This is a genomic window from Mesorhizobium sp. B1-1-1 (assembly GCF_006442955.1).
GTDB lineage: Bacteria > Pseudomonadota > Alphaproteobacteria > Rhizobiales > Rhizobiaceae > Mesorhizobium.
This window is the reverse complement of record NZ_VFWW01000007.1, coordinates 83,837-105,403: the sequence shown is the minus strand read 5'-3', so window position 1 is coordinate 105,403 and position 21,567 is coordinate 83,837. Positions and strand designations below refer to the sequence as shown.

The 21,567-nt window shown below is 63.6% G+C and carries 19 protein-coding genes and 1 tRNA gene; 10 read left to right on the top strand and 10 right to left on the bottom strand.

What is annotated here, in order from left to right; translation table 11 throughout:
* Window positions 1-9: 9 nt before the first annotated feature.
* Window positions 10-1,407: a threonine synthase gene (gene thrC, locus FJ986_RS15790; protein WP_140674953.1), complete on the bottom strand. Its 1,398-nt coding sequence runs from the start codon at window positions 1,405-1,407 to the stop codon at window positions 10-12.
* Window positions 1,408-1,536: 129 nt separating this feature from the next.
* On the opposite strand from thrC, the gene FJ986_RS15785 reads away from it, so the two are divergent.
* Complete coding sequence (locus FJ986_RS15785; RefSeq protein ID WP_140494939.1) at window positions 1,537-2,262, top strand: hypothetical protein; 726 nt, start codon at window positions 1,537-1,539, stop codon at window positions 2,260-2,262.
* A gap of 34 nt (window positions 2,263-2,296) precedes the next feature.
* Here the strand turns inward: FJ986_RS15785 and FJ986_RS15780 are convergent, their stop codons facing one another.
* Entirely contained in the window at window positions 2,297-2,986 is a 690-nt protein-coding gene (locus tag FJ986_RS15780) for an HAD family hydrolase (RefSeq protein ID WP_140494937.1), read from the bottom strand.
* Window positions 2,987-3,151: 165 nt separating this feature from the next.
* Between FJ986_RS15780 and FJ986_RS15775 the strand changes: the two genes are divergently transcribed.
* Window positions 3,152-4,285 carry a site-specific DNA-methyltransferase gene (locus FJ986_RS15775; RefSeq protein ID WP_140558191.1) on the top strand — a complete coding sequence of 378 codons (1,134 nt, stop codon included), beginning with the start codon at window positions 3,152-3,154 and terminating at the stop codon, window positions 4,283-4,285.
* A gap of 66 nt (window positions 4,286-4,351) precedes the next feature.
* On the opposite strand, the gene FJ986_RS15770 is transcribed toward FJ986_RS15775, so the two are convergent.
* Both FJ986_RS15770 and mutY read right to left on the bottom strand, forming a co-directional pair.
* Window positions 4,352-4,963, bottom strand: coding sequence for an HAD family phosphatase (locus FJ986_RS15770; RefSeq protein ID WP_140558189.1), 612 nt, complete (start codon window positions 4,961-4,963; stop codon window positions 4,352-4,354).
* Window positions 4,956-6,197, bottom strand: a complete 1,242-nt coding sequence (mutY, locus tag FJ986_RS15765) for an A/G-specific adenine glycosylase (RefSeq protein WP_140671828.1) — start codon at window positions 6,195-6,197, stop codon at window positions 4,956-4,958. Before mutY ends, FJ986_RS15770 begins: the two co-directional genes overlap by 8 nt.
* Window positions 6,198-6,252: 55 nt before the next feature.
* On the opposite strand from mutY, the gene FJ986_RS15760 reads away from it, so the two are divergent.
* From FJ986_RS15760 to smc, 3 genes are all read left to right on the top strand, one after another.
* Window positions 6,253-6,753: a DUF721 domain-containing protein gene (locus FJ986_RS15760; protein WP_140555929.1), complete on the top strand. Its 501-nt coding sequence runs from the start codon at window positions 6,253-6,255 to the stop codon at window positions 6,751-6,753.
* A gap of 142 nt (window positions 6,754-6,895) precedes the next feature.
* The gene (locus FJ986_RS15755; protein ID WP_140494928.1) at window positions 6,896-7,639 is read left to right on the top strand and encodes a DsbA family protein; all 744 of its coding nucleotides are present in this window, start codon (window positions 6,896-6,898) and stop codon (window positions 7,637-7,639) included.
* A 114-nt stretch (window positions 7,640-7,753) separates the two neighbouring features.
* Entirely contained in the window at window positions 7,754-11,212 is a 3,459-nt protein-coding gene (gene smc, locus FJ986_RS15750; RefSeq protein ID WP_140674950.1) for a chromosome segregation protein SMC, read from the top strand.
* A 78-nt stretch (window positions 11,213-11,290) separates the two neighbouring features.
* Here the strand turns inward: smc and FJ986_RS15745 are convergent, their stop codons facing one another.
* The 3 genes from FJ986_RS15745 to FJ986_RS15735 all read right to left on the bottom strand — a co-directional run bounded on the left by FJ986_RS15745 (window position 11,291) and on the right by FJ986_RS15735 (window position 12,278).
* The gene (locus FJ986_RS15745; protein ID WP_140555925.1) at window positions 11,291-11,659 is read right to left on the bottom strand and encodes a VanZ family protein; all 369 of its coding nucleotides are present in this window, start codon (window positions 11,657-11,659) and stop codon (window positions 11,291-11,293) included.
* 66 nt (window positions 11,660-11,725) lie between these two features.
* Window positions 11,726-11,800, bottom strand: a tRNA-Gln gene (locus FJ986_RS15740).
* 133 nt (window positions 11,801-11,933) lie between these two features.
* Window positions 11,934-12,278 (bottom strand): VOC family protein, encoded by a 345-nt coding sequence (locus tag FJ986_RS15735; protein WP_140494922.1) that lies wholly within the window; start codon window positions 12,276-12,278, stop codon window positions 11,934-11,936.
* A gap of 214 nt (window positions 12,279-12,492) precedes the next feature.
* Here FJ986_RS15735 and ppdK point away from each other — a divergent pair, with 214 nt between their 5' ends.
* Window positions 12,493-15,171 (top strand): pyruvate, phosphate dikinase, encoded by a 2,679-nt coding sequence (ppdK, locus tag FJ986_RS15730; RefSeq protein WP_140559389.1) that lies wholly within the window; start codon window positions 12,493-12,495, stop codon window positions 15,169-15,171.
* A gap of 143 nt (window positions 15,172-15,314) precedes the next feature.
* Window positions 15,315-16,055 (top strand): polysaccharide deacetylase family protein, encoded by a 741-nt coding sequence (locus tag FJ986_RS15725; protein ID WP_140559390.1) that lies wholly within the window; start codon window positions 15,315-15,317, stop codon window positions 16,053-16,055.
* Between the two features lie 38 nt (window positions 16,056-16,093).
* Here the strand turns inward: FJ986_RS15725 and FJ986_RS15720 are convergent, their stop codons facing one another.
* Window positions 16,094-16,483 (bottom strand): DUF427 domain-containing protein, encoded by a 390-nt coding sequence (locus FJ986_RS15720; protein ID WP_140520795.1) that lies wholly within the window; start codon window positions 16,481-16,483, stop codon window positions 16,094-16,096.
* A gap of 140 nt (window positions 16,484-16,623) precedes the next feature.
* Complete coding sequence (locus FJ986_RS15715) at window positions 16,624-16,980, bottom strand: hypothetical protein (protein WP_140494911.1); 357 nt, start codon at window positions 16,978-16,980, stop codon at window positions 16,624-16,626.
* A 305-nt stretch (window positions 16,981-17,285) separates the two neighbouring features.
* Here FJ986_RS15715 and FJ986_RS15710 point away from each other — a divergent pair, with 305 nt between their 5' ends.
* Both FJ986_RS15710 and FJ986_RS15705 read left to right on the top strand, forming a co-directional pair.
* A complete protein-coding gene (locus FJ986_RS15710; RefSeq protein WP_140559391.1) occupies window positions 17,286-18,914 on the top strand; it encodes a fatty-acid--CoA ligase in 1,629 nt (542 codons plus the stop codon).
* A gap of 175 nt (window positions 18,915-19,089) precedes the next feature.
* Window positions 19,090-19,875, top strand: a complete 786-nt coding sequence (locus FJ986_RS15705) for a DUF1499 domain-containing protein (protein WP_140494907.1) — start codon at window positions 19,090-19,092, stop codon at window positions 19,873-19,875.
* Between the two features lie 10 nt (window positions 19,876-19,885).
* Here FJ986_RS15705 and FJ986_RS15700 read toward each other — a convergent pair whose 3' ends face one another.
* Window positions 19,886-20,794 carry an MBL fold metallo-hydrolase gene (locus tag FJ986_RS15700; RefSeq protein ID WP_140564248.1) on the bottom strand — a complete coding sequence of 303 codons (909 nt, stop codon included), beginning with the start codon at window positions 20,792-20,794 and terminating at the stop codon, window positions 19,886-19,888.
* 117 nt (window positions 20,795-20,911) lie between these two features.
* Between FJ986_RS15700 and FJ986_RS15695 the strand changes: the two genes are divergently transcribed.
* Window positions 20,912-21,502, top strand: a complete 591-nt coding sequence (locus FJ986_RS15695) for a biotin transporter BioY (protein ID WP_140520792.1) — start codon at window positions 20,912-20,914, stop codon at window positions 21,500-21,502.
* Window positions 21,503-21,567 lie beyond the last annotated feature (65 nt).

The window sequence follows — 21,567 nt, the reverse complement described above, 5'->3', positions numbered from 1 at the left end:
TCGTACTCCTTAACGCGCCGCTCGCGCACGGCGGCTGACGTAATCTTCCACCATTTTCAGGTCGGATGGAAGTACCGTGTATTTTTCCTCCGATGTCATCAATCCACCTAGCCATGCGGGCAGTGCGGGTGACACGCCGCTGGCGGCCTCGACGGCGGCCGGGAATTTTGCTGGGTGCGCAGTGCCCAGCACCACCATCGGCACGGCATTCGAAGCCTTGCCGGCCGCGACATGCACGGCTGCCGCGGTATGCGGATCAAGCAGGTAGTTGCTGGCCGCGAGCGTCGAGCGGATCGTCGCGGCGACCTCGTCCATAGCTGCGCGGCCGGCATCGAATTCGGCCCGCATCCCCGCGATTTCCGCGGCTTCTATGGTGAAGGCGCCGGATTGTTTGAGCCCGGCCATGTAGCGCCGCACGGTCGCCGGGTCGCGGCCCGACGCCTCGAACAGCAGGCGCTCGAAATTCGACGACACCTGGATGTCCATGGAAGGCGAGGTGGTCGCGAACACGCCCTTGGTGCGGTATTCGCCGGTCGCGAAAGTGCGTGCCAGTATGTCGTTGTCGTTGGTGGCGATGACCAGCCGATCGATCGGCAGGCCCATTTTTTTGGCGGCGTAGCCGGCAAAGATATCGCCGAAATTCCCTGTGGGCGCGGTGAAGGAGACGGGGCGATCGGGCGCGCCGAGCGACAGGGCCGAGGAGAAATAATAGACGATCTGGGCCATGATGCGGGCCCAGTTGATTGAATTCACCCCCGACAGCGAGACACGGTCGCGAAAGCCGTGATCGTTGAACATGTCCTTGAGCATGCCCTGGCAATCGTCGAAATTGCCTTCGATCGCCAGGGCATGCACGTTCTCAGCCTTCGATGTCGTCATCTGCCGTTGCTGCACCGGCGACACGCGGCCATGCGGGAAGAGAATGAAGATGTCGGTGCGGCTGCGCCCGGCGAAGGCGTCTATCGCTGCTCCGCCGGTGTCGCCCGATGTGGCTCCGACGATGGTGGCATGCTGGTTGCGTTCGGCGAGCACATGGTCCATCAGCCGGGCGAGCAACTGCATCGCGACGTCCTTGAAGGCGAGCGTAGGTCCATGGAAGAGTTCGAGGATAAAAGCGTTGGGGCCGGTCTGGACCAGCGGGCAGACAGCCTCGTGGCGGAAGGTGGCATAGGCCTCCCGCACCAGACGCTCGAACACGGGGGCCGGGATTTCGTCGCCAAGAAACGGCGACAGCACCCGGATGGCCAGTTCGGGATAGGCCAGGCCGCGCATGGCGCGGATCTCGGCCATCGAGAATTGCGGCCACTGGCGCGGCACATAGAGCCCGCCGTCGCGTGCCAGGCCTGTCAGGACGGCATCGCAAAACCCAAGCGCGGGCGCCTCGCCGCGGGTACTCACATATTGCATCGTCACAATTCCGTTACTGCCTTGGGTTTTCGACCCACGCAAGGTGGTTAATTTCTACGCTGGCTCAGTCGCATTTTTGCCGCGCGGTTGATATACGTCACCAGCTTTGCGAGAGGGAAGTGCAGTTTCATGGCGTTTCATACATTCAGCGGTCGCTTTTTCGCGGGTCTTGCGCTCACCGGCTTTATGCTTGCCGCCGCCGGCTGCCAATCAGGCGACAACGGTATGCTGAACCTGGGTTTTGGCAAGAAGGACCCGACCGCGCCACCGCCGCCGCAGGACCCCAAGATTCTGGCCAGCCAGTTGAATGCCTATTGCCCGAGGGTGATGCTTCGCGACGGCACGGCATTCTTCAACACCTACGCCAACGAAGCCCGGAAGCCCAGGCCCAAGCTCAAGAAGACCGGCGACGCCGCGCAGGATGCCGCGGCCCAGGCTGCGGCCGATGCTGCCGCTGCTACTCCGCCGGACGATTCGGCGAGGGTCATTTATCAGGCCTCGATCAGCGACGTGACCCGCGATTGCAGCCGCGCCGACGGACAGCTGACGATGAAGATCGCCGTCGCCGGCAAGATCGTGCCAGGGCCGAAATTCACGCCCGGCACCATCACCATGCCGATCCGCACCGCGGTGATGCATGGCACCGAGGTGCTTTATTCGCAGATCCACCAATATCAGGTCCAGGTTACCGACCCCTCGGTCGCCACGCAGTTCGTGTTCACCGATTCCAACATCGTCGTGCCGGCGCCGACGGCGCAGGATTATCAGGCCTATGCCGGCTATGATGAAAATGCGCCGAAGGCCGCGACCGACAAATCGAAGAAAAACAGGAAGAAAGCCGCCGCGACCAACTAAATCCGCAGGGTGCTCGTCGGGGCCTAGCGGACGCTCACACGTCCGCCGACCATTCTGATAGGGCGACCAGCGTGCCGCTCAGATCCGCCCAGCGGCGGATCACCGTCTCGGCGCCCGCCTCCGTCAGCGCATCGGCATGGCCGGGATAGCTATGGGCGGCGCCCGTGAACCCGATGACACGCATTCCTGCCGACCTTGCGCCGGTCACGCCGTGCACGGAATCCTCGATGACGAAAGTGTTTGCCGGATGGGCGCCGAGCTTTTCGGCGGCGAACAGGAACACGTCCGGAGCCGGTTTGGTTTTTCCGGTCGGCGTCTCCATCGCGGAGAAGATGCGCCCGGCAAAGAATGGCAGCAGATGCACCTTCTCCAGCATGAATTCTATCCGCTCCGAGCGTGAGTTGGAGCAGATGCAACGTTGCGCCGTCACCGAGGCGACCGCTTCGCGCACGCCCTCGATGGCACGAACGTCGCTGCGCAGTTTCCGGTCGACCAGCTCTTCGGCGCGATCGATCAGCGAAACCTGGAACGGGATGTTGGACTTCTCCTCAACCCGCATCAGAATGTCCTTGAACGTCAGCCCCGCATAAGTCTCGGCAATCTCCTCGGCCGAGATTTCGTACCCGGACAAGGTCAGGAGCTCGGCCTCGACGCGCGCGGCGATGATTTCGGAATCGACGAGCACGCCGTCGCAATCGAAGATGACAAGGTCTGGCTGGGGCATGGTGATCCGGGCAATGAGAACGGGCAGGCTTCAGGCGGCGCGGCATACACCAACGGGCACGTCGGCGCAAACCGGCGGCGTCCGATCGCTGCCCTTCACCGAATATTTACGCTGATCGGTAACCATAACCGGGAGTAAACAGTAACGCGTGCCTTGGGTGTAAAAATGTCAGCCGTGCGTCTTGTCGACGAGCTTTCCCATGCTCCCCAGCAATCCGAATGGCTGGACACGATCCTGAAGGGCGACTGCGTCGCGGCGCTCGACCGGCTGCCCGAAAAATGCATCGACGTCATCTTCGCCGATCCACCCTACAATCTGCAGCTCGACGGCGACCTGCACCGGCCCGACCAATCCAAGGTCGATGCGGTGGACGACGACTGGGACCGGTTCGAGAGCTTCGAGGCCTACGATGCCTTCACGCGCGCCTGGCTGCTGGCCGCGCGCCGGGTGTTGAAGCCCAACGGCACCATCTGGGTCATCGGCTCCTATCACAACATCTTCCGGGTCGGCGCCAAGATGCAGGATCTCGGCTTCTGGATCCTCAACGACGTCGTCTGGCGCAAGACCAATCCGATGCCGAATTTTCGCGGTCGCCGCTTCCAGAACGCGCATGAGACGATGATCTGGGCCTCCCGCGACCAGAAGGGCAAGGGCTATACCTTCAACTACGAAGCGTTGAAGGCGTCGAACGACGACATACAGATGCGTTCCGACTGGCTGTTCCCGATCTGCACCGGTGGCGAGCGGCTGAAGAACGACAATGGCGATAAACTGCACCCGACGCAGAAGCCGGAGGCGCTGCTCGCCCGCATCATGATGGCCTCGACCAAGCCGGGCGACGTCGTGCTCGATCCCTTCTTCGGCTCCGGCACGACAGGCGCGGTGGCCAAGCGCCTTGGCAGGCATTTTGTCGGCATAGAGCGCGAGCAGGCCTATATCGACGCCGCCAATGAACGCATCGACGCGGTGCGGCCGCTCGACGGCGCGGACCTGACCGTGCTCACTGGCAAGCGCGCCGAGCCTCGCGTCGCCTTCGTCAGCCTGATCGACACCGGGCTGGTGACGCCCGGTGCTACGCTCTACGACGCCAAGAAGCGCTGGGCGGCCAAGGTTCGCGCCGATGGCACGGTGGCGATCGGCGACAGTGCCGGATCGATCCACAAAATCGGCGCCGAAGTTCAGGGCCTGGATGCCTGCAACGGCTGGACCTTCTGGCACTATGAACGCAGCGGCGGCCTGACCCCGATCGACGAACTGCGTCGCATCGCGCGTCTCGGCATGGAAAGGGCAGGGGGCTGACCCTGCCGATTGCCGCGGCTTTGGCGTTGGTTCAAAGTCTCAACGAAGTACTGGAAGCGATTCAAATCACGCCTTGATTCCGAGCCGCTCAAGGTCTGCTTGAAGTGTCTTGGCATCGGTGAACAGCACTGCTTGCCAGCCGGCCGCTTTGGCGCCGTCGACATTCTTCTGGCTGTCGTCGATGAACAGCGTCGCGGACGGTTCGAGCTCGAACGCGGCGACGTGATGGTCGTAGATGTCGCGATCCGGCTTGATCTTGCCGATCTCACCCGAAATGGTGACACCGCGCGGACGATTGAGAAAATCGAAGCGTTTGCGCGCTTCGGCCAGCGTATCGGCGGCGAAGTTGGTCAGCATGGTGACATCGTGGCCGCTGTCGATCAGGCCGACCATGATGGCGACGCTGTCGTCATAGGCATGCGGCACCATGTCGTGCCAGTGGCGGCGAAAATTGCGGATGTTATCCGCGTGATCCGGGTGGTCCGCGATCAGCAGCGTTTCCGCCTCTTCCCATGTCCGGCCGCGGTCCTGCTCGATGTTCCAGTCATGCGTGCAGACATTGTCGAAGAACCACTTTCTCTCCTCGGCATCGGGAATAAGCCGGCTGAACGGGATGTTCGGGTCGTAGTGGATCAGCACTTTGCCGATGTCGAACACGATGTGGCGGATTTCAGTCATGGGGCCTCTCTGCACTGTTCGGTGACGGCTTTTTCGTCGCGCCGGGTATCGCAGCCTCGATTGCCTTTTTCATGACAGTGGGCAGCGCTTCACCCGAAATGTCCGATGGCAGCGACCAGAAATGCCCGGCGGGCGTCTCGCCGGTGCTTCGGGCGAGGAAGATTTCGAGCTCGAGCGCAAAATGGGTGAAGACATGCGCGATCCGGCCGGCTTGTCGCCAGTCGCCGGGAAAGGGTGCGGCCGCCGCTGTGGTCGCGCCGTCCAGCCGCGCCGTCCAGCCGGTCGTCGGCACCTCGGTCATGCCGCCGAGCAGCCCTTTGTCGGCGCGTTTGCGCAGAAGAATGGCACCGTCGCTTCGCACGGCGACGAAGGCTGCGCCGCGCCGCAGCGGTTTGTCGGCCTTGGGCAGGCGCACGGGATATTGTTCAGGATCGCCTGAAACGACCGCGCTGCAGCCCTCGCGCAGCGGGCAAAGCATGCAGCGCGGTCGGCGCGGGGTACAGATCGTGGCGCCGAGGTCCATCATCGCCTGGGCGAAATCGCCGGGCCTCGTCGTGGGAACCATGCGCTCGACACGGGCGCGAATGTCGGCCTTGGCTTCGCTGAGCGGCGTGGCAATGGAGAACAGGCGGGTCACGACACGTTCGACATTGCCATCGACGACGGCAGCCGGCCGGTCGAAAGCGATCGCCGCGATCGCCGCCGAAGTATAGGCGCCGATGCCCGGCAATTCCTTCAAGCCGGCTTCCGTATCCGGAAACCGGCCGTCGCGCCCGGCCACCAGATCGGCGCAGGCCTTGAGGTTGCGGGCACGGGAATAGTAGCCGAGCCCTGCCCAGGCTTTCATCACGTCCTCGACGGGCGCCGCCGCCAGCGCCGCGACATCAGGCCATTTCTCGACAAAGGCGCGAAAATAGGCCTTCACGGCTTCAACCGTGGTCTGCTGCAGCATGACCTCCGACAGCCAGATCCGGTAAGGATCGGGCCGCACGCCACGGGCATTGTCGCGCGGGGTCACGCGCCACGGCAACTCGCGATGATGCACGTCGTACCATGCGAGCAGGCGGGATGCGGTATCGCCAGCTTTGCTGCTGTCCCCGGACGCAGCTCTGCTGCTGTCACTAGACGCAGCTTTGCTGCTGTCACTAGACGCAGCTTTGCTGCTGTCACTAGACGCAGCTTTGCTGCTGCTGTCCTCTGATATGGCCTTGCGGGTCTGCTCGTGCGGTGCCATTGATCTCGTATCGGCCTCGGCCGGGAAGAGTGGAGGTGGTGGCTGGAGAACGCACATGGCAGGGAAAAGGCCCTTCGGCAATCCCGTTCCGGTGAGCGATCTCGCCACCGCGATCCTCGACCCGGTGCTGCGCAAGCGGGCGGGCATTTCGGTCAGCCTGGTCCAGTCGTGGGAAGAGATTGCCGGTTCGCGCCTGGCCGGCCATTCGCGCCCTGAAAAGATCCAGTGGCCTCGGCGGCTGCACGAAGACGACCCGTTCGAGCCGGCCGTGCTGGTGATCGCCTGCGAGGGCATGGCGGCGCTCCATCTGCAGCATGAGGCCGGCGAGATCATCAATCGCGTCAATGCATTTCTCGGCTTCACGGCCATCGGCCGCATCAGGATAGTGCAGAAGCCGGTTCTAAGTGAAAAGGCGCGGCCGAAACCACCCGTCAGGCCTCTCAATGAGGCGGAAAAATCAAGACTGTCGCACATCGTCGGCAAGATAGAAGACGATGGCCTGCGTGCCTCTCTGGAGCGGCTCGGCGCCACTATTCTGGGACAAAGAAAGTCATAGCACCGTCGCCAATCTCGCGATTTCGTGATTATAAGCTTCAAGTTTCACGATTGGATTGGGGACGGCGATGCCTTAATTCGCGCCAACTCTCGCCTTTTCGTGCCTTTGCGTTGCAAAATCCAACCCCTGTCAGGTGATTCGTATGAACCGTCCTCCGTTCGGCAAAAGCTTGTCCCGCAGAAACCTGCTGTCTTCGCTGGCCGCCATTCCGGTGGTGGCCGTGCTTGCGGCATGCAGCGACTCTGGTGAGGAAGCCAAGGCGGCCGATGTGAAGCCTGCCGCTCCCGCCGCACCCGCGACATCGGCCACGCCGGCCGCCGTCAAGGCGCCGGAGGCTCAAGGCACCGTCGACATGGCCGAACTGCTTAAGCCCGGCGCATTGCCCGACAAGCAACTCGGCAAGGACGACGCCAAGGTCACGATCGTCGAATACGCCTCGATGACCTGCCCGCATTGCGCGCATTTTGCCGAAACCACCTTTCCGGAATTGAAGAAGAAATACATCGATACCGGCAAGGCGCGCTATATTCTGCGCGAATTCCCGTTCGATCCGAGCGCCGAGGCCGGTTTCATGCTGGCGCGCTGCGCCAAGGACAACTACTTCCCGATGGTGGATGTCCTGTTCAAGCAGCAGGCGAACTGGGTGGGCGTGTCCAACACCAAGGATGCGCTGCTGCAAATCTCCAAGCTCGCCGGTTTTACACAGGAGTCCTTCGAAGCCTGCTTGACGGACCAGAAACTTCTGGACGATGTGAGGGCGGTCCAGAAACGCGGCGCCGACGAATTCAAGGTCGACTCGACGCCGACCTTCTTCATCAACGGAAAGACCTACAAAGGGGCGATGTCGATTGAGGAAATGTCGGCCATCATCGACCCTCAGCTCTGACGTCTTGGCGATGCCGAAGCGGCAGCGCTTCGGCATGCGTGGCCTTTGGCCGTGCTGCGCGCCGCCGCAAACCCGCGGCGCGTTTTCGCAAAAGTCGCTTTCAGGGCGGCGTGAATGAAGTTTTCGCGCCTTCGCCTCCTCGGTTTCAAATCCTTCGTCGAACCAGGCGAGTTCGTGATCGAACGCGGCCTGACGGGCATTGTCGGGCCGAACGGCTGCGGCAAGTCTAACCTTGTCGAGGCGCTGCGCTGGGTGATGGGCGAAAGCTCCTACAAGAACATGCGCGCGTCCGGCATGGACGACGTGATCTTTTCCGGCTCGGGCACGCGCCCGGCACGCAATACCGCCGAGGTCACGTTGTTCCTCGACAACAGCGATCGCTCGGCGCCGGCAGCCTTCAACGACGCCGACGAATTGCAGGTCTCGCGCCGCATCGAGCGTGAGGCGGGCTCGCTCTACCGTATCAACGGCAAGGAAGCGCGCGCCAAGGACGTGCAGCTTCTGTTCGCCGACCAGTCGACCGGCGCGCGTTCGCCCTCGATGGTTGGCCAGGGTCGCATCGGCGAGCTGATCCAGGCCAAGCCCCAGGCGCGCCGCGCCCTGCTGGAAGAAGCGGCCGGCATTTCCGGCCTGCATACGCGCCGCCACGAGGCCGAACTCAGGCTCAAGGCCGCCGAGCAGAACCTCGAGCGCCTGGATGACGTCGTTGGCGAGCTGGAAAGCCAGATCGAAAGCCTGAAGCGCCAGGCACGCCAGGCCTCCCGCTTCAAGAACCTGTCGGCCGACATCCGCAAGGCCGAGGCGACGCTGCTCCATCTGCGCTGGACGCTGGCCAAGGCCCAGGAAGGCGAGGCACGTTCGGCGCTGGCCGTCGCCACCGCCCTGGTTGGCGACCGCGCCGCCGCCCAGATGGCGGCCGCCAGGGAGCAAGGTATCGGCGCGCATCGGCTGCCCGATTTGCGTGACGCCGAAGCTGCGGCGGCCGCGGCCTTCCAGCGCCTGTCGATCGCCAGATCGCAGATCGAGGAAGAAGCCGGCCGCATCCGCGCCCGTCAGGCGGAACTCGAGCGCCGGCTCCAGCAGCTCGACGGTGACATCGCCCGCGAGGAGCGCATGGTGCGCGACAATGCGGATATCCTCGAACGCCTGCGCGCCGAGGAAGCAGCGCTCAACTCCGAAAATGCCGGCGCGGCCGAGCGTGAAGCAACCACCCGCGCCGCCTTCGAACAGGCAGCCGCGACGCTCTCGCAGAGCGAAGCCAGGCTTGCAGCACTTACCGCCGAGCGGGCCGAGGCCGCCGCTTCGCGCAATCAGGTCGAGCGGACGCTGCGCGAGACCGCCGAGCGTCGGGACCGTTTCGCCCGCCAACTCGCCGATGTCGACCGCGAATTGTCGGAAATACTCTCCAAAGTCGCGGGCTTGCCCGACCCGGCCGAGAAGCGACTTCTGGTCGAGGACGCGCTGGCGCGGCTCGAAGAGAGCGAGGCCGGCGCGATTGCCGCCGAACAGGCGGTCGCCGAGGCGCGCGCCGCCGAAAATGCCGCCCGCCCGCCATTACAGGACGCCAGGGCCGAACTGGCGCGCATCGAAACCGAAGCCCGCACGCTGGCCAAGATCCTGAACGCAGCCAGCGGCGATCTCTTCCCGTCCGTGCTGGAACAGATCAGCGTCGAGCGCGGCTATGAGACGGCCTTGGGCGCCGCCCTCGGCGAGGACCTTGACGTGCCGCTCGACCGCAGCGCCCCGGTGCATTGGGGCGAGAGCGCGATCCAGGCCGATGACGCCACGCTTCCCGAAGGCATCAAGAGCCTGGCCAGCGTGGTACGTGCCCCGGCGCAGCTTGCCCGCCGGCTGGCGCAGATCGGCATTGTCGAAGCCGCCGACGGCCGCCGCCTGCAAGGGCTGCTCGCGCCCGGCCAGAGGCTGGTCAGCCCTGAGGGCGCGCTGTGGCGGTGGGACGGGCTGACCGCCAGCGCCGACGCGCCGACCGCGGCCGCGCAACGCCTGGCGCAAAAGAACCGGCTGGCCGAGCTCGATGCCGAAGCGGTGCAGGCGACGCTTATGCTGCGCGAGGCCGAGGCGGTGCTCGCACAGGCCGAACAGTCGCTTCGCGAGGCCAGCGAGGCCGAGCGCGCCGCGCGTCAGGCCGGACGCGACGCCCAGCACGGGCTGGACGCCGCCCGCAACGCGCTGGCCGAAGCCGAAAAGGCCGGCGGCGAGTTGGCGAGCCGGCGCGCCGCCCTGGACGAGGCCCGCGCCCGTATTGTCGACAGTCATCAAGAAACTTCGGCCGCCTTTGCCGAGGCGGAAATGCTGCTGCAGGACGCGCCCGATCTCGGCGACCTGCAGATACAGCTCGAGCAATCCTCGGCCAATGTCGCCCGCGACCGCGCCACGCTCGCCGATGCGCGTGCCGTCCATGAAGGGTTGCGGCGGGAGGCCGAGGCGCGGTCGCGCCGGCTCGATGCGATCGGCGCCGAGCGCAGCAACTGGCTGGAGCGCGGCGAGAACGCTTCGACGCAGATCGCCTCGCTGGGCGAACGCAAGGCAGAGGCCGAGGCCGAACGCGAGAGATTGGCCGACGCACCCGACAAGATCGATGCCAAGCGGCGCGCCTTGCTGTCACAGCTCACCGAGGCCGAGACCTTGCGCAAGGCGGCGGCCGACCGTCTGCAGGAAGCGGAGAACAGGCAGGCCGAACTGGACAAGGCGGCCACCAGCGCCATCCAGTCGCTGGCCGAGGCGCGCGAGACCCGTGTCCGCGCCGAGGAGCGCTTGACCGCGGCCGACGAGCGCCGGCTGGAGGTCGAGGCGCGCATCCAGGAGACGCTGAACACGCCGCCACATCTGGTCATCCGCCATACCGGGCTGGAGGCCGACGATCCGATGCCCGAAATGGCCGAGATCGAGCGCCAGCTCGACAGGCTGAAGATCGAGCGCGAGCGGCTCGGCGCCGTCAATTTGCGCGCCGAGGAGGAGCAGAAGGAGCTTTCGGACCGGCTGGAGACCATCGTCTCGGAGCGCGAGGACATCATCGAGGCGATCCGCAAGCTCAGGCAAGCGATCCAGAGCCTCAACCGCGAAGGCCGCGAGCGGCTTCTCGCCGCTTTCGACGTGGTCAACGGTCATTTCCAGCGGCTATTCTCGCATCTCTTCGGCGGCGGCACGGCGGAATTGCAGCTGATCGAATCCGAGGATCCGCTCGAGGCAGGACTTGAAATCCTTGCCCGTCCGCCCGGCAAGAAGCCGCAGACCATGACGCTGCTGTCCGGTGGCGAGCAGGCGCTGACGGCGATGTCGCTGATCTTCGCCGTGTTCCTCACCAACCCGGCGCCGATCTGCGTGCTCGACGAAGTCGATGCGCCGCTCGACGATCACAATGTCGAACGCTTCTGCAATCTGATGGACGAGATGGCCAAGACCACCGAGACGCGCTTCGTCATCATCACCCATAATCCCATCACCATGGCGCGCATGGACCGGCTGTTCGGGGTGACCATGGCCGAGCAGGGCGTCAGCCAGCTCGTTTCGGTCGATCTGCAGGCAGCCGAAGCCATGCGCGAGGCAAGCTGACTTCACCTTCAACGTGCCGTGCTGAAGCCTGATTTTGAGCGTTGTCTTTCGCGGTAAGGCAGTCGGTTCGGCTTCTTCTCACCTTGCGCGTTGCACGATCCAGGTCGCCCAGATCGCGGCCAGCAGACCGCATGCAATGCCAATGCAATCGGCAACCCAGTCGAGCACGTCGAAATCGCGGCCTATCGCCGTGGTGCCCTGGAGAACTTCTATGGCAGCGCCGACAAAGGCGAGGAAGACGATCAGCGCCGGCTTGTGCCGCGGCCAGCCGAGGCTGCCCAGGAAAGCCAGCACGGCGAATGCGCTGGCGTGATTGAGCTTGTCATAATGGAAGCCGATATCGATTCCGAATTGCTTGAGGCGATGTGCCGGCAGCAGCGCGAGAACGAGGACGGCCAGGAGCGTGACGACAAAGGCAATCCGCTCGGCGACGGAATAGATTCTCATTCTGCTCCAACAACATGTCTCCGGTATAAACCGTAACCTATGTGTCCGGAACGGACCTTGTGCGCTTGGCTGGGGCGCCAGGATTCGAACCTGGGAATGTCGGTACCAAAAACCGATGCCTTACCACTTGGCGACGCCCCAGCAGCTGACATGCGTCGACTGCGCGCGGCCTTATAGGCTGTGCCGGTGGAAAGCTCAATGCCTGGAGATTGCGACTTTCCTGCTGATCCACCACTCTATTGGCGACGGTCGCCTCATGCGCCGGTCGCGCCGCCTATTCTCCCCACACCGCCATCTCGTTTCCAGCCGGGTCGGCAAAGTGGAACCGCCTGCCGCCCGGAAACGAAAAGATCGGTTTGATGATCGTGCCGCCGGCATTCTCGACGGCTGCCAGCGTCTCTTCCAGATCCTGGGAGTAGAGCACCGGCAACGGCTTGGCGGTGGCGTCGCCGCTGTCGGCCTGGAAACCGCCGTCCAGTCCCTCGCTAAAGGCCGAATAAGTCGGTCCATAGTCGGTGAACGACCAGGCGAAGGCGGCGCTGTAGAAGGCTTTCACACTGTCCAGCGTCGCGCCGGTTGCCGGCAGTTCCAGATAGTCGAGTTTTCCGGTGAGCTTCATGATGCACCTCTTCGTTCCCTGTATGTTCTAGTCTTGGACCGTTGCACTGGCAAGTCCTTTTGCCGCAGCTTTTGCTTAATCGATTGTAGCGGCCAAACGGCTTTGCCGACGCCTTGCCTTTCGCATTGCAGCATCATATCCGTCCAAAGTCGGGATATGGCGGGGCTTTCTGTTTCGTCAATCTTTCCAATCTCCTGCAACCGGAGAGCAAAGCATGACCAAGTGGGTTTTCACCTTTGGCGATGGTGCGGCCGAAGGCCGGGCTGGCGACAAGAATCTGTTGGGCGGCAAGGGTGCCAATCTGGCCGAGATGTGTAGCCTTGGCCTGCCGGTGCCGCCGGGCTTCACCATCACGTCGGAGGTCTGCAACGCCTACTATGCCAACGGCCGCGCCTATCCGGCAGGGCTTGAAGCGGACGTCGCCGTGGCGCTGGACCATATCGGCCGGCTCACCGGCCGCCGTTTCGGCGATCCGTCGAAACTGCTGCTTGTGTCGGTGCGCTCCGGCGCCCGCGCCTCGATGCCTGGCATGATGGACACCGTGCTCAATCTCGGCCTCAACGACGAAACCGTCGAGGCGCTGGCCGCCGATTCCGGCGATGCGCGCTTTGCCTATGACAGCTACCGGCGCTTCATCCAGATGTATTCCGATGTCGTCATGGGGCTCGACCACGAGGTGTTCGAGGAGATCCTCGAGGATCAGAAGGCCAGCCTCGGCCATGAACTCGACACGGAACTGACGGCTATCGAGTGGCAAGGCGTCATCGCGCTCTACAAGGCCAAGGTCGAAGAGGAGCTCGGCAGGCCGTTCCCGCAGGATCCGCACGAACAGCTCTGGGGGGCGATCGGTGCCGTGTTCTCGAGTTGGATGAACAACCGCGCCATCACTTACAGGCGCCTGCACGATATTCCCGAAAGCTGGGGCACGGCGGTCAATGTCCAGGCCATGGTGTTCGGCAACATGGGTGGAACTTCGGCCACCGGGGTCGCCTTCACTCGCAATCCGTCGACCGGCGAAAAGCAGCTCTATGGCGAGTTCCTGGTGAATGCGCAGGGTGAGGACGTCGTCGCCGGCATCCGCACGCCGCAGAACATCACCGAGGCGGCCCGCATCGCCGCCGGCTCCGACAAGCCGTCATTGCAGAAACTGATGCCGGACGCCTTCCAGTCCTTCGTCACCATCTCGGACAGGCTGGAAAAGCACTACCGCGACATGCAGGACCTCGAATTCACCATCGAGCGCGGCAAATTGTGGATGTTGCAGACGAGGTCCGGCAAGCGCACCGCCAAGGCGGCGCTGAAGATTGCCGTCGAGATGGCCAGGGACGGCCTGATCTCGAAAGAGGAGGCGGTCGCCCGCATCGATCCCGCCTCGCTCGACCAGCTCCTGCACCCCACCATCGATCCGAAGGCCGCGCGCGACGTCATCGGCGTCGGCCTGCCGGCGTCTCCAGGCGCCGCCACCGGCGAAATTGTCTTTTCCTCCGCGGACGCCGAGGATCTCAAGACACAAGGACGCAAGGCTATCCTGGTGCGTGTCGAGACCAGTCCCGAGGACATCCACGGCATGCATGCGGCGGAGGGCATCCTGACCACGCGCGGCGGCATGACCAGCCATGCCGCGGTCGTGGCGCGCGGCATGGGCAAGCCGTGCGTTTCGGGCGCCGGTTCGCTGCGCGTCGACTATAAGGCAGCTACGCTGATGTCGATGGGGCAGACCTTCCGCAAGGGCGACATCATCACCATCGACGGCGGCAACGGGCAGGTGCTCAAGGGCGCAGTGGCGATGCTCCAGCCTGAGCTTTCCGGCGATTTCGCCGCGATCATGGAATGGGCGGACGCGGTGCGGCGCATGAAGGTGCGCACCAATGCCGAAACCCCGCTCGACGCGCGCATGGCGCGCTCCTTCGGTGCCGAAGGCATCGGCTTGTGCCGCACCGAACACATGTTCTTCGATGGCGCCCGCATTATCGCCATGCGCGAGATGATCCTGGCCGACACCGAAAAGGACCGGCGCGCCGCGCTTGCCAAGTTGCTGCCGATGCAGCGAGCGGATTTCCTGGAGCTGTTCGAGATCATGGCCGGCCTGCCGGTGACCATCCGCCTGCTCGATCCGCCGTTGCACGAATTCCTGCCCAAGACCGAGGCCGAGATAGCCGAAGTCGCGGCGGCGATGAATGTCGCGCCGGACAAGCTCAGGCAGCGCACCGAGGCGCTGCACGAATTCAACCCGATGCTCGGCCATCGCGGCTGCCGGCTTGCGGTGTCCTATCCCGAGATCGCCGAGATGCAGGCGCGCGCCATTTTCGAAGCCGCCGTCGAGGCTGGCCGCAAGGCCGGCGCGCTGGTGGTACCCGAGATCATGGTGCCGCTGGTCGGGCTTGTGAAGGAACTCGACTATGTCAAGGCGCGCATCGATGCGGTGGCCAAGAGCGTCATGGACGAAAGCGGCGTCAAGATCGACTACCTGACCGGAACCATGATCGAGCTCCCCCGCGCGGCGATCCGCGCCCATGTCATCGCTGAATCGGCCGAGTTCTTCTCTTTCGGCACCAACGACCTGACCCAGACGACATTCGGCATCTCGCGCGACGACGCGGCCTCGTTCCTGGAAACCTATCGCCAGAAAGGCATCATCGAACAGGATCCGTTCGTATCGCTGGACATCCATGGCGTCGGCGAACTGGTGCGCATGGCCGCCGAGAAGGGCAGGGCGGCGCGGCCAGGGATCAAGCTCGGCATTTGTGGTGAGCATGGCGGCGATCCGGCCTCCATCCGCTTCTGCGAGGAGGTCGGACTGGACTATGTGTCCTGTTCGCCCTACCGCGTGCCGATCGCCAGGTTGGCGGCCGCGCAGGCGGCCGTTCAGGTGGCAAAGGCGGGCCGCGGCTGAGCGCCTGCCGCCGATCGGAACGAGGAACTGCCGCAAGACGGTCAGATTGTCGCGTCTGGTGCTTTTCTGCTATCCAGCTCCGATTTTCGCCTCATGCGGGTCTTGGGATGCCTCCGTGAAACGCCCGATTGGAATTGGATTTGATGCGCCTGCTGCAAAAAAATCTCTGCATTGTCGCCATGTCTTTGGCCGTCGTGTCCAGCGGCCATGCCGCATCGCTGGTCGAACCCATCCTGCACATCAAGCCGGATGCAGGCGGAACCGGGCGCATTGCCTTGACCCTCGACGCCTGCGGCGGACGGACCGACAACCGCATCCTCTCGGCGCTGGTGGAAAACAGGATACCTGCGACCATCTTCGTCACCGGCATCTGGCTGAAGCGGAACGCCGCCGCCGTCGAGATCATGCGGGCACATCCCGACCTGTTCGAACTGGAAAACCACGGCGGCCGTCACATCCCGGCCGTCGACACGCCGCAGAAGATCTATGGCATACGCAGCGCCGGCAGTCCGGAAGCGGTTCTGGCCGAGGTCGAGTCGGGCGCCGTCGCCTTAGCCGGGACTGGCGAGCCAGCGCCGAAATGGTTTCGTGGCGCGACCGCGGAGTATAGTCCGTCGGCGATCGCCATGATCCGCAAGCTGGGCTTCAAGATCGCCGGCTTCTCGATCAATGGCGACGGCGGTTCGCTGCTCGGCGCCAGGGAAACCACAAGGCGCATAGAAGCGGCCAAGGATGGCGACGTCATCATCGCCCATATCAACCAGCCGACCCATGCCGCCGGGGAGGGCGTCGTGCAGGGCCTGCTGGCGCTCAAGCAGAAGGGTCTGACCTTCGTGCGGCTCGACGATGCCGAAGGCTTCGGCAATAACGGCACCACCGACTGACCGGCAGGACGGCAGGTCCGGCCTCCTCGTTCGTCCGTTCAGCCTGGCTTGGCTTCGATGCTGACCTTGCTTGCGTAGAACGCGCCGTGGTTGCGGATTTCAGCCATTTCGTCGAAAGGCTGCTCATAGGCCCACATCGCATCCTTGCCTGCCTCGCCGGCAGGCAGCACGCTCCAGTAGCTTGCGTCGCCCTTGTAGGGACAATGGGTGGAGGATTGCGTGCCGCTCAGCTTGTTGAAATCGATGTCTGCGAACGGGATGTAAAAGGCGGCCGGATAGGGCGCTTCCGTCAGCACCTTGGCGTTCGTCGAGGAGGCGATAACAGTGTCGCCTGCACGCACGGTGACGGTGCCCTTATACGGTTCGACGGTGATGACCTTATCGGGATTGCGCTGGAAGCCGGGTGCCGGGTTGGCGATCTTGTCCATGCTGTTTCTCCTCGTCTCAACTTTAAGTGTGTCGACGAGGTGGTTTGCGCAAGGGCGACTGTCGCCGGCAATTCCGCAATCGGTCTCCAGCCGTAGGCGCTACCGACGGCATTTTTAGCGAAGACCTTGTCCGGCGAGGCTCAGGCGGCGGTTCTGAACGCGTCCATCAACCCGGCATAGGCGGCCGCGATACCGGCCACGGGATTGCTGCTCCTGGATGCGGTCTCGACTTTCAAGTGGCCGCCGCCGGTCGGCAGAGTGAGCAGCAGGAATTGACGATTGCCGCCATCGCCCACGGACGCCGCGGCGACGTGCTCGCCTTCCCCTTCGTTCTGGACGCACATCTTGAACAGCAGCGTGCCGCCCACCGCTTCGAGCGCACCGCCGACAACTTCAACAAATTCGTCTTCGGAAACAGTCTTTGTGTCCGGCACCAGATCGCCCAGGCTTTCGGCAAGCGTACTTTCCAGTGCCTTATCGTCGAGCTGCGTGTCCATGCGAACCTCTTTCAGTCGCCAATCGCACCCCTTTGCCCATTAACGAAACTTAATGCCGACGATGGCCGGATTGTGGCGGATTCTCCTCTCGGTCGAGTAATTTAGACTTCTCTGATATAATGGATTTCAAGGCCGCCGGTCCTATGACATGAGCGCCAGGCATTCGGACCTCCAAGAAAGACGCGATTCGATCGCTTGCCTGCGCGACCGGCATCCGGATTTGCTTCGCCACCCGGCGGTGGCTGGACAATCCACCGGTTCGCTTCACAATGGCAACAAAAGCGAGGAGCGTAAGGGAGGAACGAATGCTGGGGCTGATGCAGGAATGGCCGCTTCTTTGCCATAAGCTTATCGACAACGCAGAGCGGCAGCATGGCGCGCGAGAGATCGTATCACGCTCGATCGAAGGTCCGATTGTGCGCACAACCTACGCCAGCATCCATCGTCGCGCCCTGAAGGTCTCCCAGCGCCTGGAGCGTGACGGCTATCGGCTGGGCGACCGCATTGCGACGCTGGCCTGGAACACGGCGCGCCACATCGAGGCCTGGTATGGCATCATGGGCATCGGCGCGATCTATCACACGCTCAACCCGCGGCTGTTTCCCGAGCAGATCGTCTGGATCATGAACCATGCCGAAGACAAGGCGGTCTTTGTCGACCTGACTTTCCTCCCTTTGCTCGAGAAGATCGCCGGCGCGGTCAAGTCCCTGAAACAGGTGATCGTGCTGACCGACAGGGCGCATCTGCCGCAGACCACGCTGCCCAACGTCGTCGCCTACGAAGAATGGCTCGACGAGGCCGATGGCGATTTCGCCTGGAAGAGCTTCGACGAAGGCACCGCCGCCGGCATGTGCTATACGTCTGGAACCACTGGCGATCCAAAGGGCGTCGTCTACAGTCACCGCTCGAATGTCCTGCACGCCATGATCGCCGCCATGCCCGACGCGATGGGCCTGTCTTCGCGCGACACGATCCTGCCGGTGGTTCCGATGTTCCACGCCAATGCCTGGGGCCTTGGCCAGAGCGCACCGATGATCGGCGCCAAGCTTGTCATGCCGGGCTGCAAGATGGACGGCGCCTCCATCTATGAATTGCTCGACACTGAGAAAGTAACCTTCAGTGCCGCCGTGCCGACCGTGTGGATGATGCTGCTGCAATATCTGGAGGAGACCGACAGGAAGCTGCCCTACCTGAACAAGGTCGTCATCGGCGGCTCGTCATGCCCACGGATCATCACCAAGAAATTCCAGGACAATTATGATGTCCAGGTCGTCCACGCTTGGGGTATGACCGAAATGTCGCCGCTCGGCACACTGTGTACGCTGAAGCCGGACTATGAAAGCCTTCAGGGTGACGCCCGGCTCGATGTCCAGGGCAAGCAGGGTTACCCGCCCTTCGGCGTCGAGATGAAGGTGACGGACGACGACGGCAACGCGCTGCCTTGGGACGGCAAGACATTCGGGCGGCTGAAGGTGCGCGGCCCCGCGGTGGCCAGCGCCTACTACGGCGGCGCCGGCTCGGAGCAGTTCGACGAGGACGGCTGGTTCGATACCGGGGATGTCGCCCACATCGACGCTGGCGGCTATATGCAGATCACCGATCGCGCCAAGGACGTCATCAAGTCCGGCGGCGAATGGATTTCGACCATCGACCTGGAGAATCTGGCCGTCGGCCATCCCGATGTCGCCGAGGCAGCCGCCATTGGCGTCCCTCATTCGAAATGGGGCGAGCGGCCTTTGCTGGTGGTTGTCCGCAAGCCGGGGAAGGAACCGACCAAAACCGATATCCTTGGTTTTCTCGACGGTAAGGTGGCCAAATGGTGGATGCCCGACGACGTCGCTTTCGTCGGCGAAATTCCGCACACCGCCACCGGCAAGATCCAGAAGATCACCTTGCGCCAGCAATTCAGCGACTATCGCTTGCCGACGGATTGACGGGATATTGCGTGTCTCGGCCTGATGCGGTCGTAAAAGGACAGTGCAGCGACGTGCACCTTTCCGGCAGGGCACGATAGCATTTCCAACTGGCGCACGATCCTCCTCGAAAATCGATTCCGATTTTGGTGGCCATGCGCTAAGTCTTCTTCGGCTTGGGATGACGCAGAGAAACATGGTCAGCATTTCGGAACGGCAAACGTCGAAGGCTGCCGGATGGTCGCGGCGCACCGCTGCTTTTTCGGCGGTGCTTTTGCTGACCGTGTTCGTCGGCCATTATTTCAACCTCGTTGAAACGCCGGTGTTCCTGTGGGTGTTGGCTATCGTCGCGCTGTTGGCGGCGCTGGCGCTGCTGTTCGCCGGATTTGCCTTCTCGAGGGTGTGGAATTTTGGCGACTATGGCGGCCGCGACATCACGGTCGGCGTCTTGCTGGCAGTGCTGGTGCTGACCCCCTATGGCATCGCCGCCTATTGGGCGACAATCTTTCCGCCGCTCAGGGATATTTCGACCGATTTCGACGAACCGCCGGCACTCGACGTCACCGGTCGCACGAAGGACATGAACGTGCTCTCGCCCCCGACGCCCGGCGAGCAGCGGTTGCAGACCGACAGCTATCCGCTTGTCACCGCGCGTAGCTACGACCTGCCGTTCGAGACCGTCGTCACTGCCGTTGAAACCGTGCTCGACCGCCGCAATTGGGATCTTACCGGACCCTATCCCGAACTCGCCGGGCAAAGCGACGTGACGATTACCGCTGTCGCCAGGAGCTTCGTGTTGGGCCTCCCCGCAGACGTGGCAATTCGCATCACGGACGACGGGGATACGGTTCTCGTCGACATGCGGTCGGCTTCCCGCTACGGCCGCTACGACCTCGGCGACAACGCTGCGCGCATCACCGACTTTCTGGCGGAGTTGGACCAGGAAGTCGCCGGCCAGGTCGGCGCGGCTCCGGCCGAATAGATGCTCGGGCCTAAGGGGCTGGCCTAAAAATGCCGTCTATGGCCGGCGCGGCGTCTGTCGCGACCAGGCCGCGCGCCACCAGATCCTCCAGATGGGCAAGCACCGACAACCCGGCGGCGCCATGCAGCCGCGGGTCGGTATCCCTGTAGATCGCCTTGACCATGTCTGCGATCGTGCGGTCGCCCGCGCGGATCCGCTCCAATATGGCCCGTTCGCGCATTTTGCGATGGGTCTTCAATCCGCGCATGAAGCCTCGCGGTGCCGTCACCGGCCCGCCGTGGCCGGGCAGCAGCAGGCGGTCACCGCGTTCGATCAGCCGGTCCAGCGAGGCCATGTAGTCCGCCATCGCCCCGTCCGGCGGCGCGACGATGGAGGTCGCCCACGCCATGACGTGGTCGGCCGAAAACAGGATGCCGGTGCCCTCCAGCGCGAATGCCGCGTGGTTGGCGGTATGGCCGGGGGTCAGGACCGTGCGGATTGCCCAGCCGTCGCCGGCGACCAGCGCGCCGTCCGGCAGCGCGAGATCGGGAACGAAAGCGGTATCGGCGCTGGCATCGAGCGCGTTGATCTCGCCAATATGCAATGGCCTTGCCGGCCGGTGCGGCCCTTCCGCCATCACCTGGGCTCCGGTCTCCTGCTTCAGCCGTGCCGCCAGCGGTGAATGGTCGCGATGCGTGTGGCTGACGAAGATGTGGCTGACCGGCCTGCCGGCGATGACGTCGAGCAAGGTGCGAAGGTGAGCTTCGTCATCCGGCCCCGGATCGATCACTGCCAGCGTATCGCGTCCGACGATGTAGCTGTTGGTGCCGTGAAAGGTGAAGGGACTTGGATTTCGGGCCGTGACGCGCTGCACGTCGGGCGCGACGCTGACGCCCCCGCCGTAGCAGGGATCGAAGCTGGTATCGAATTCGAGGGCCATGACGGTGTCGATGCCTGTTGCGGGAATGGCAAAACCGATTGCCGCATAGCACGCAAGCCAATATAGGAAAACGCAAGACCGCGATCATCGGATGGCGGCACTCGGATGGGGAAGACCATGGCAACTGCAACGACGATGCGCCCGCTTGTTTCTCTGGCTCTGCCGCAAGATGGCGCGGCGCGGCTGGCAACGCAGTTCTTCCTGGCGATAGCCGGGACATTGCTCCTGACCCTGTCGGCCAAGACCAAGGTGGTTCTGGGGCCAGTCGATATTTCGATGCAGACGCTCGCCGTCCTGCTGATCGGGGCCGCTTTCGGCCTGCGGCTCGGCGTCGCCACCCTGCTGCTCTATATGGCCGAGGGCGCGATGGGCTTCCCGGTCTTCCAGAGCACGCCGGAAAAGGGAATTGGCATTGCCTACATGCTCGGCTCGACCGGCGGCTATCTCGCCGGCTTCGTGGTCATGGCGGCGATCGCCGGCTGGGCCGCCGATCGCGGCTGGGATCGCCATCCGATCAAGCTTTTCAACGCGATGCTGGTTGCCGAGTTCGTCATGATGGCCATGGGCTTTGCCTGGCTGGCGATGCTCATCGGTCCGGAAAAATCCTGGCAGTTCGGCGTCGTGCCGTTCATCGTCGGTGATCTGATCAAGGTTGCTCTGGCCGCAAGCCTGGTGCCAGCCGTCTGGTCGCTGCTGAAGCGCTCCTGAATTTAAACGAGGTTCCGGGGAAGTACCTGGTCATTGGTCCGGGTCGGACAGATGTGACTGGCAGG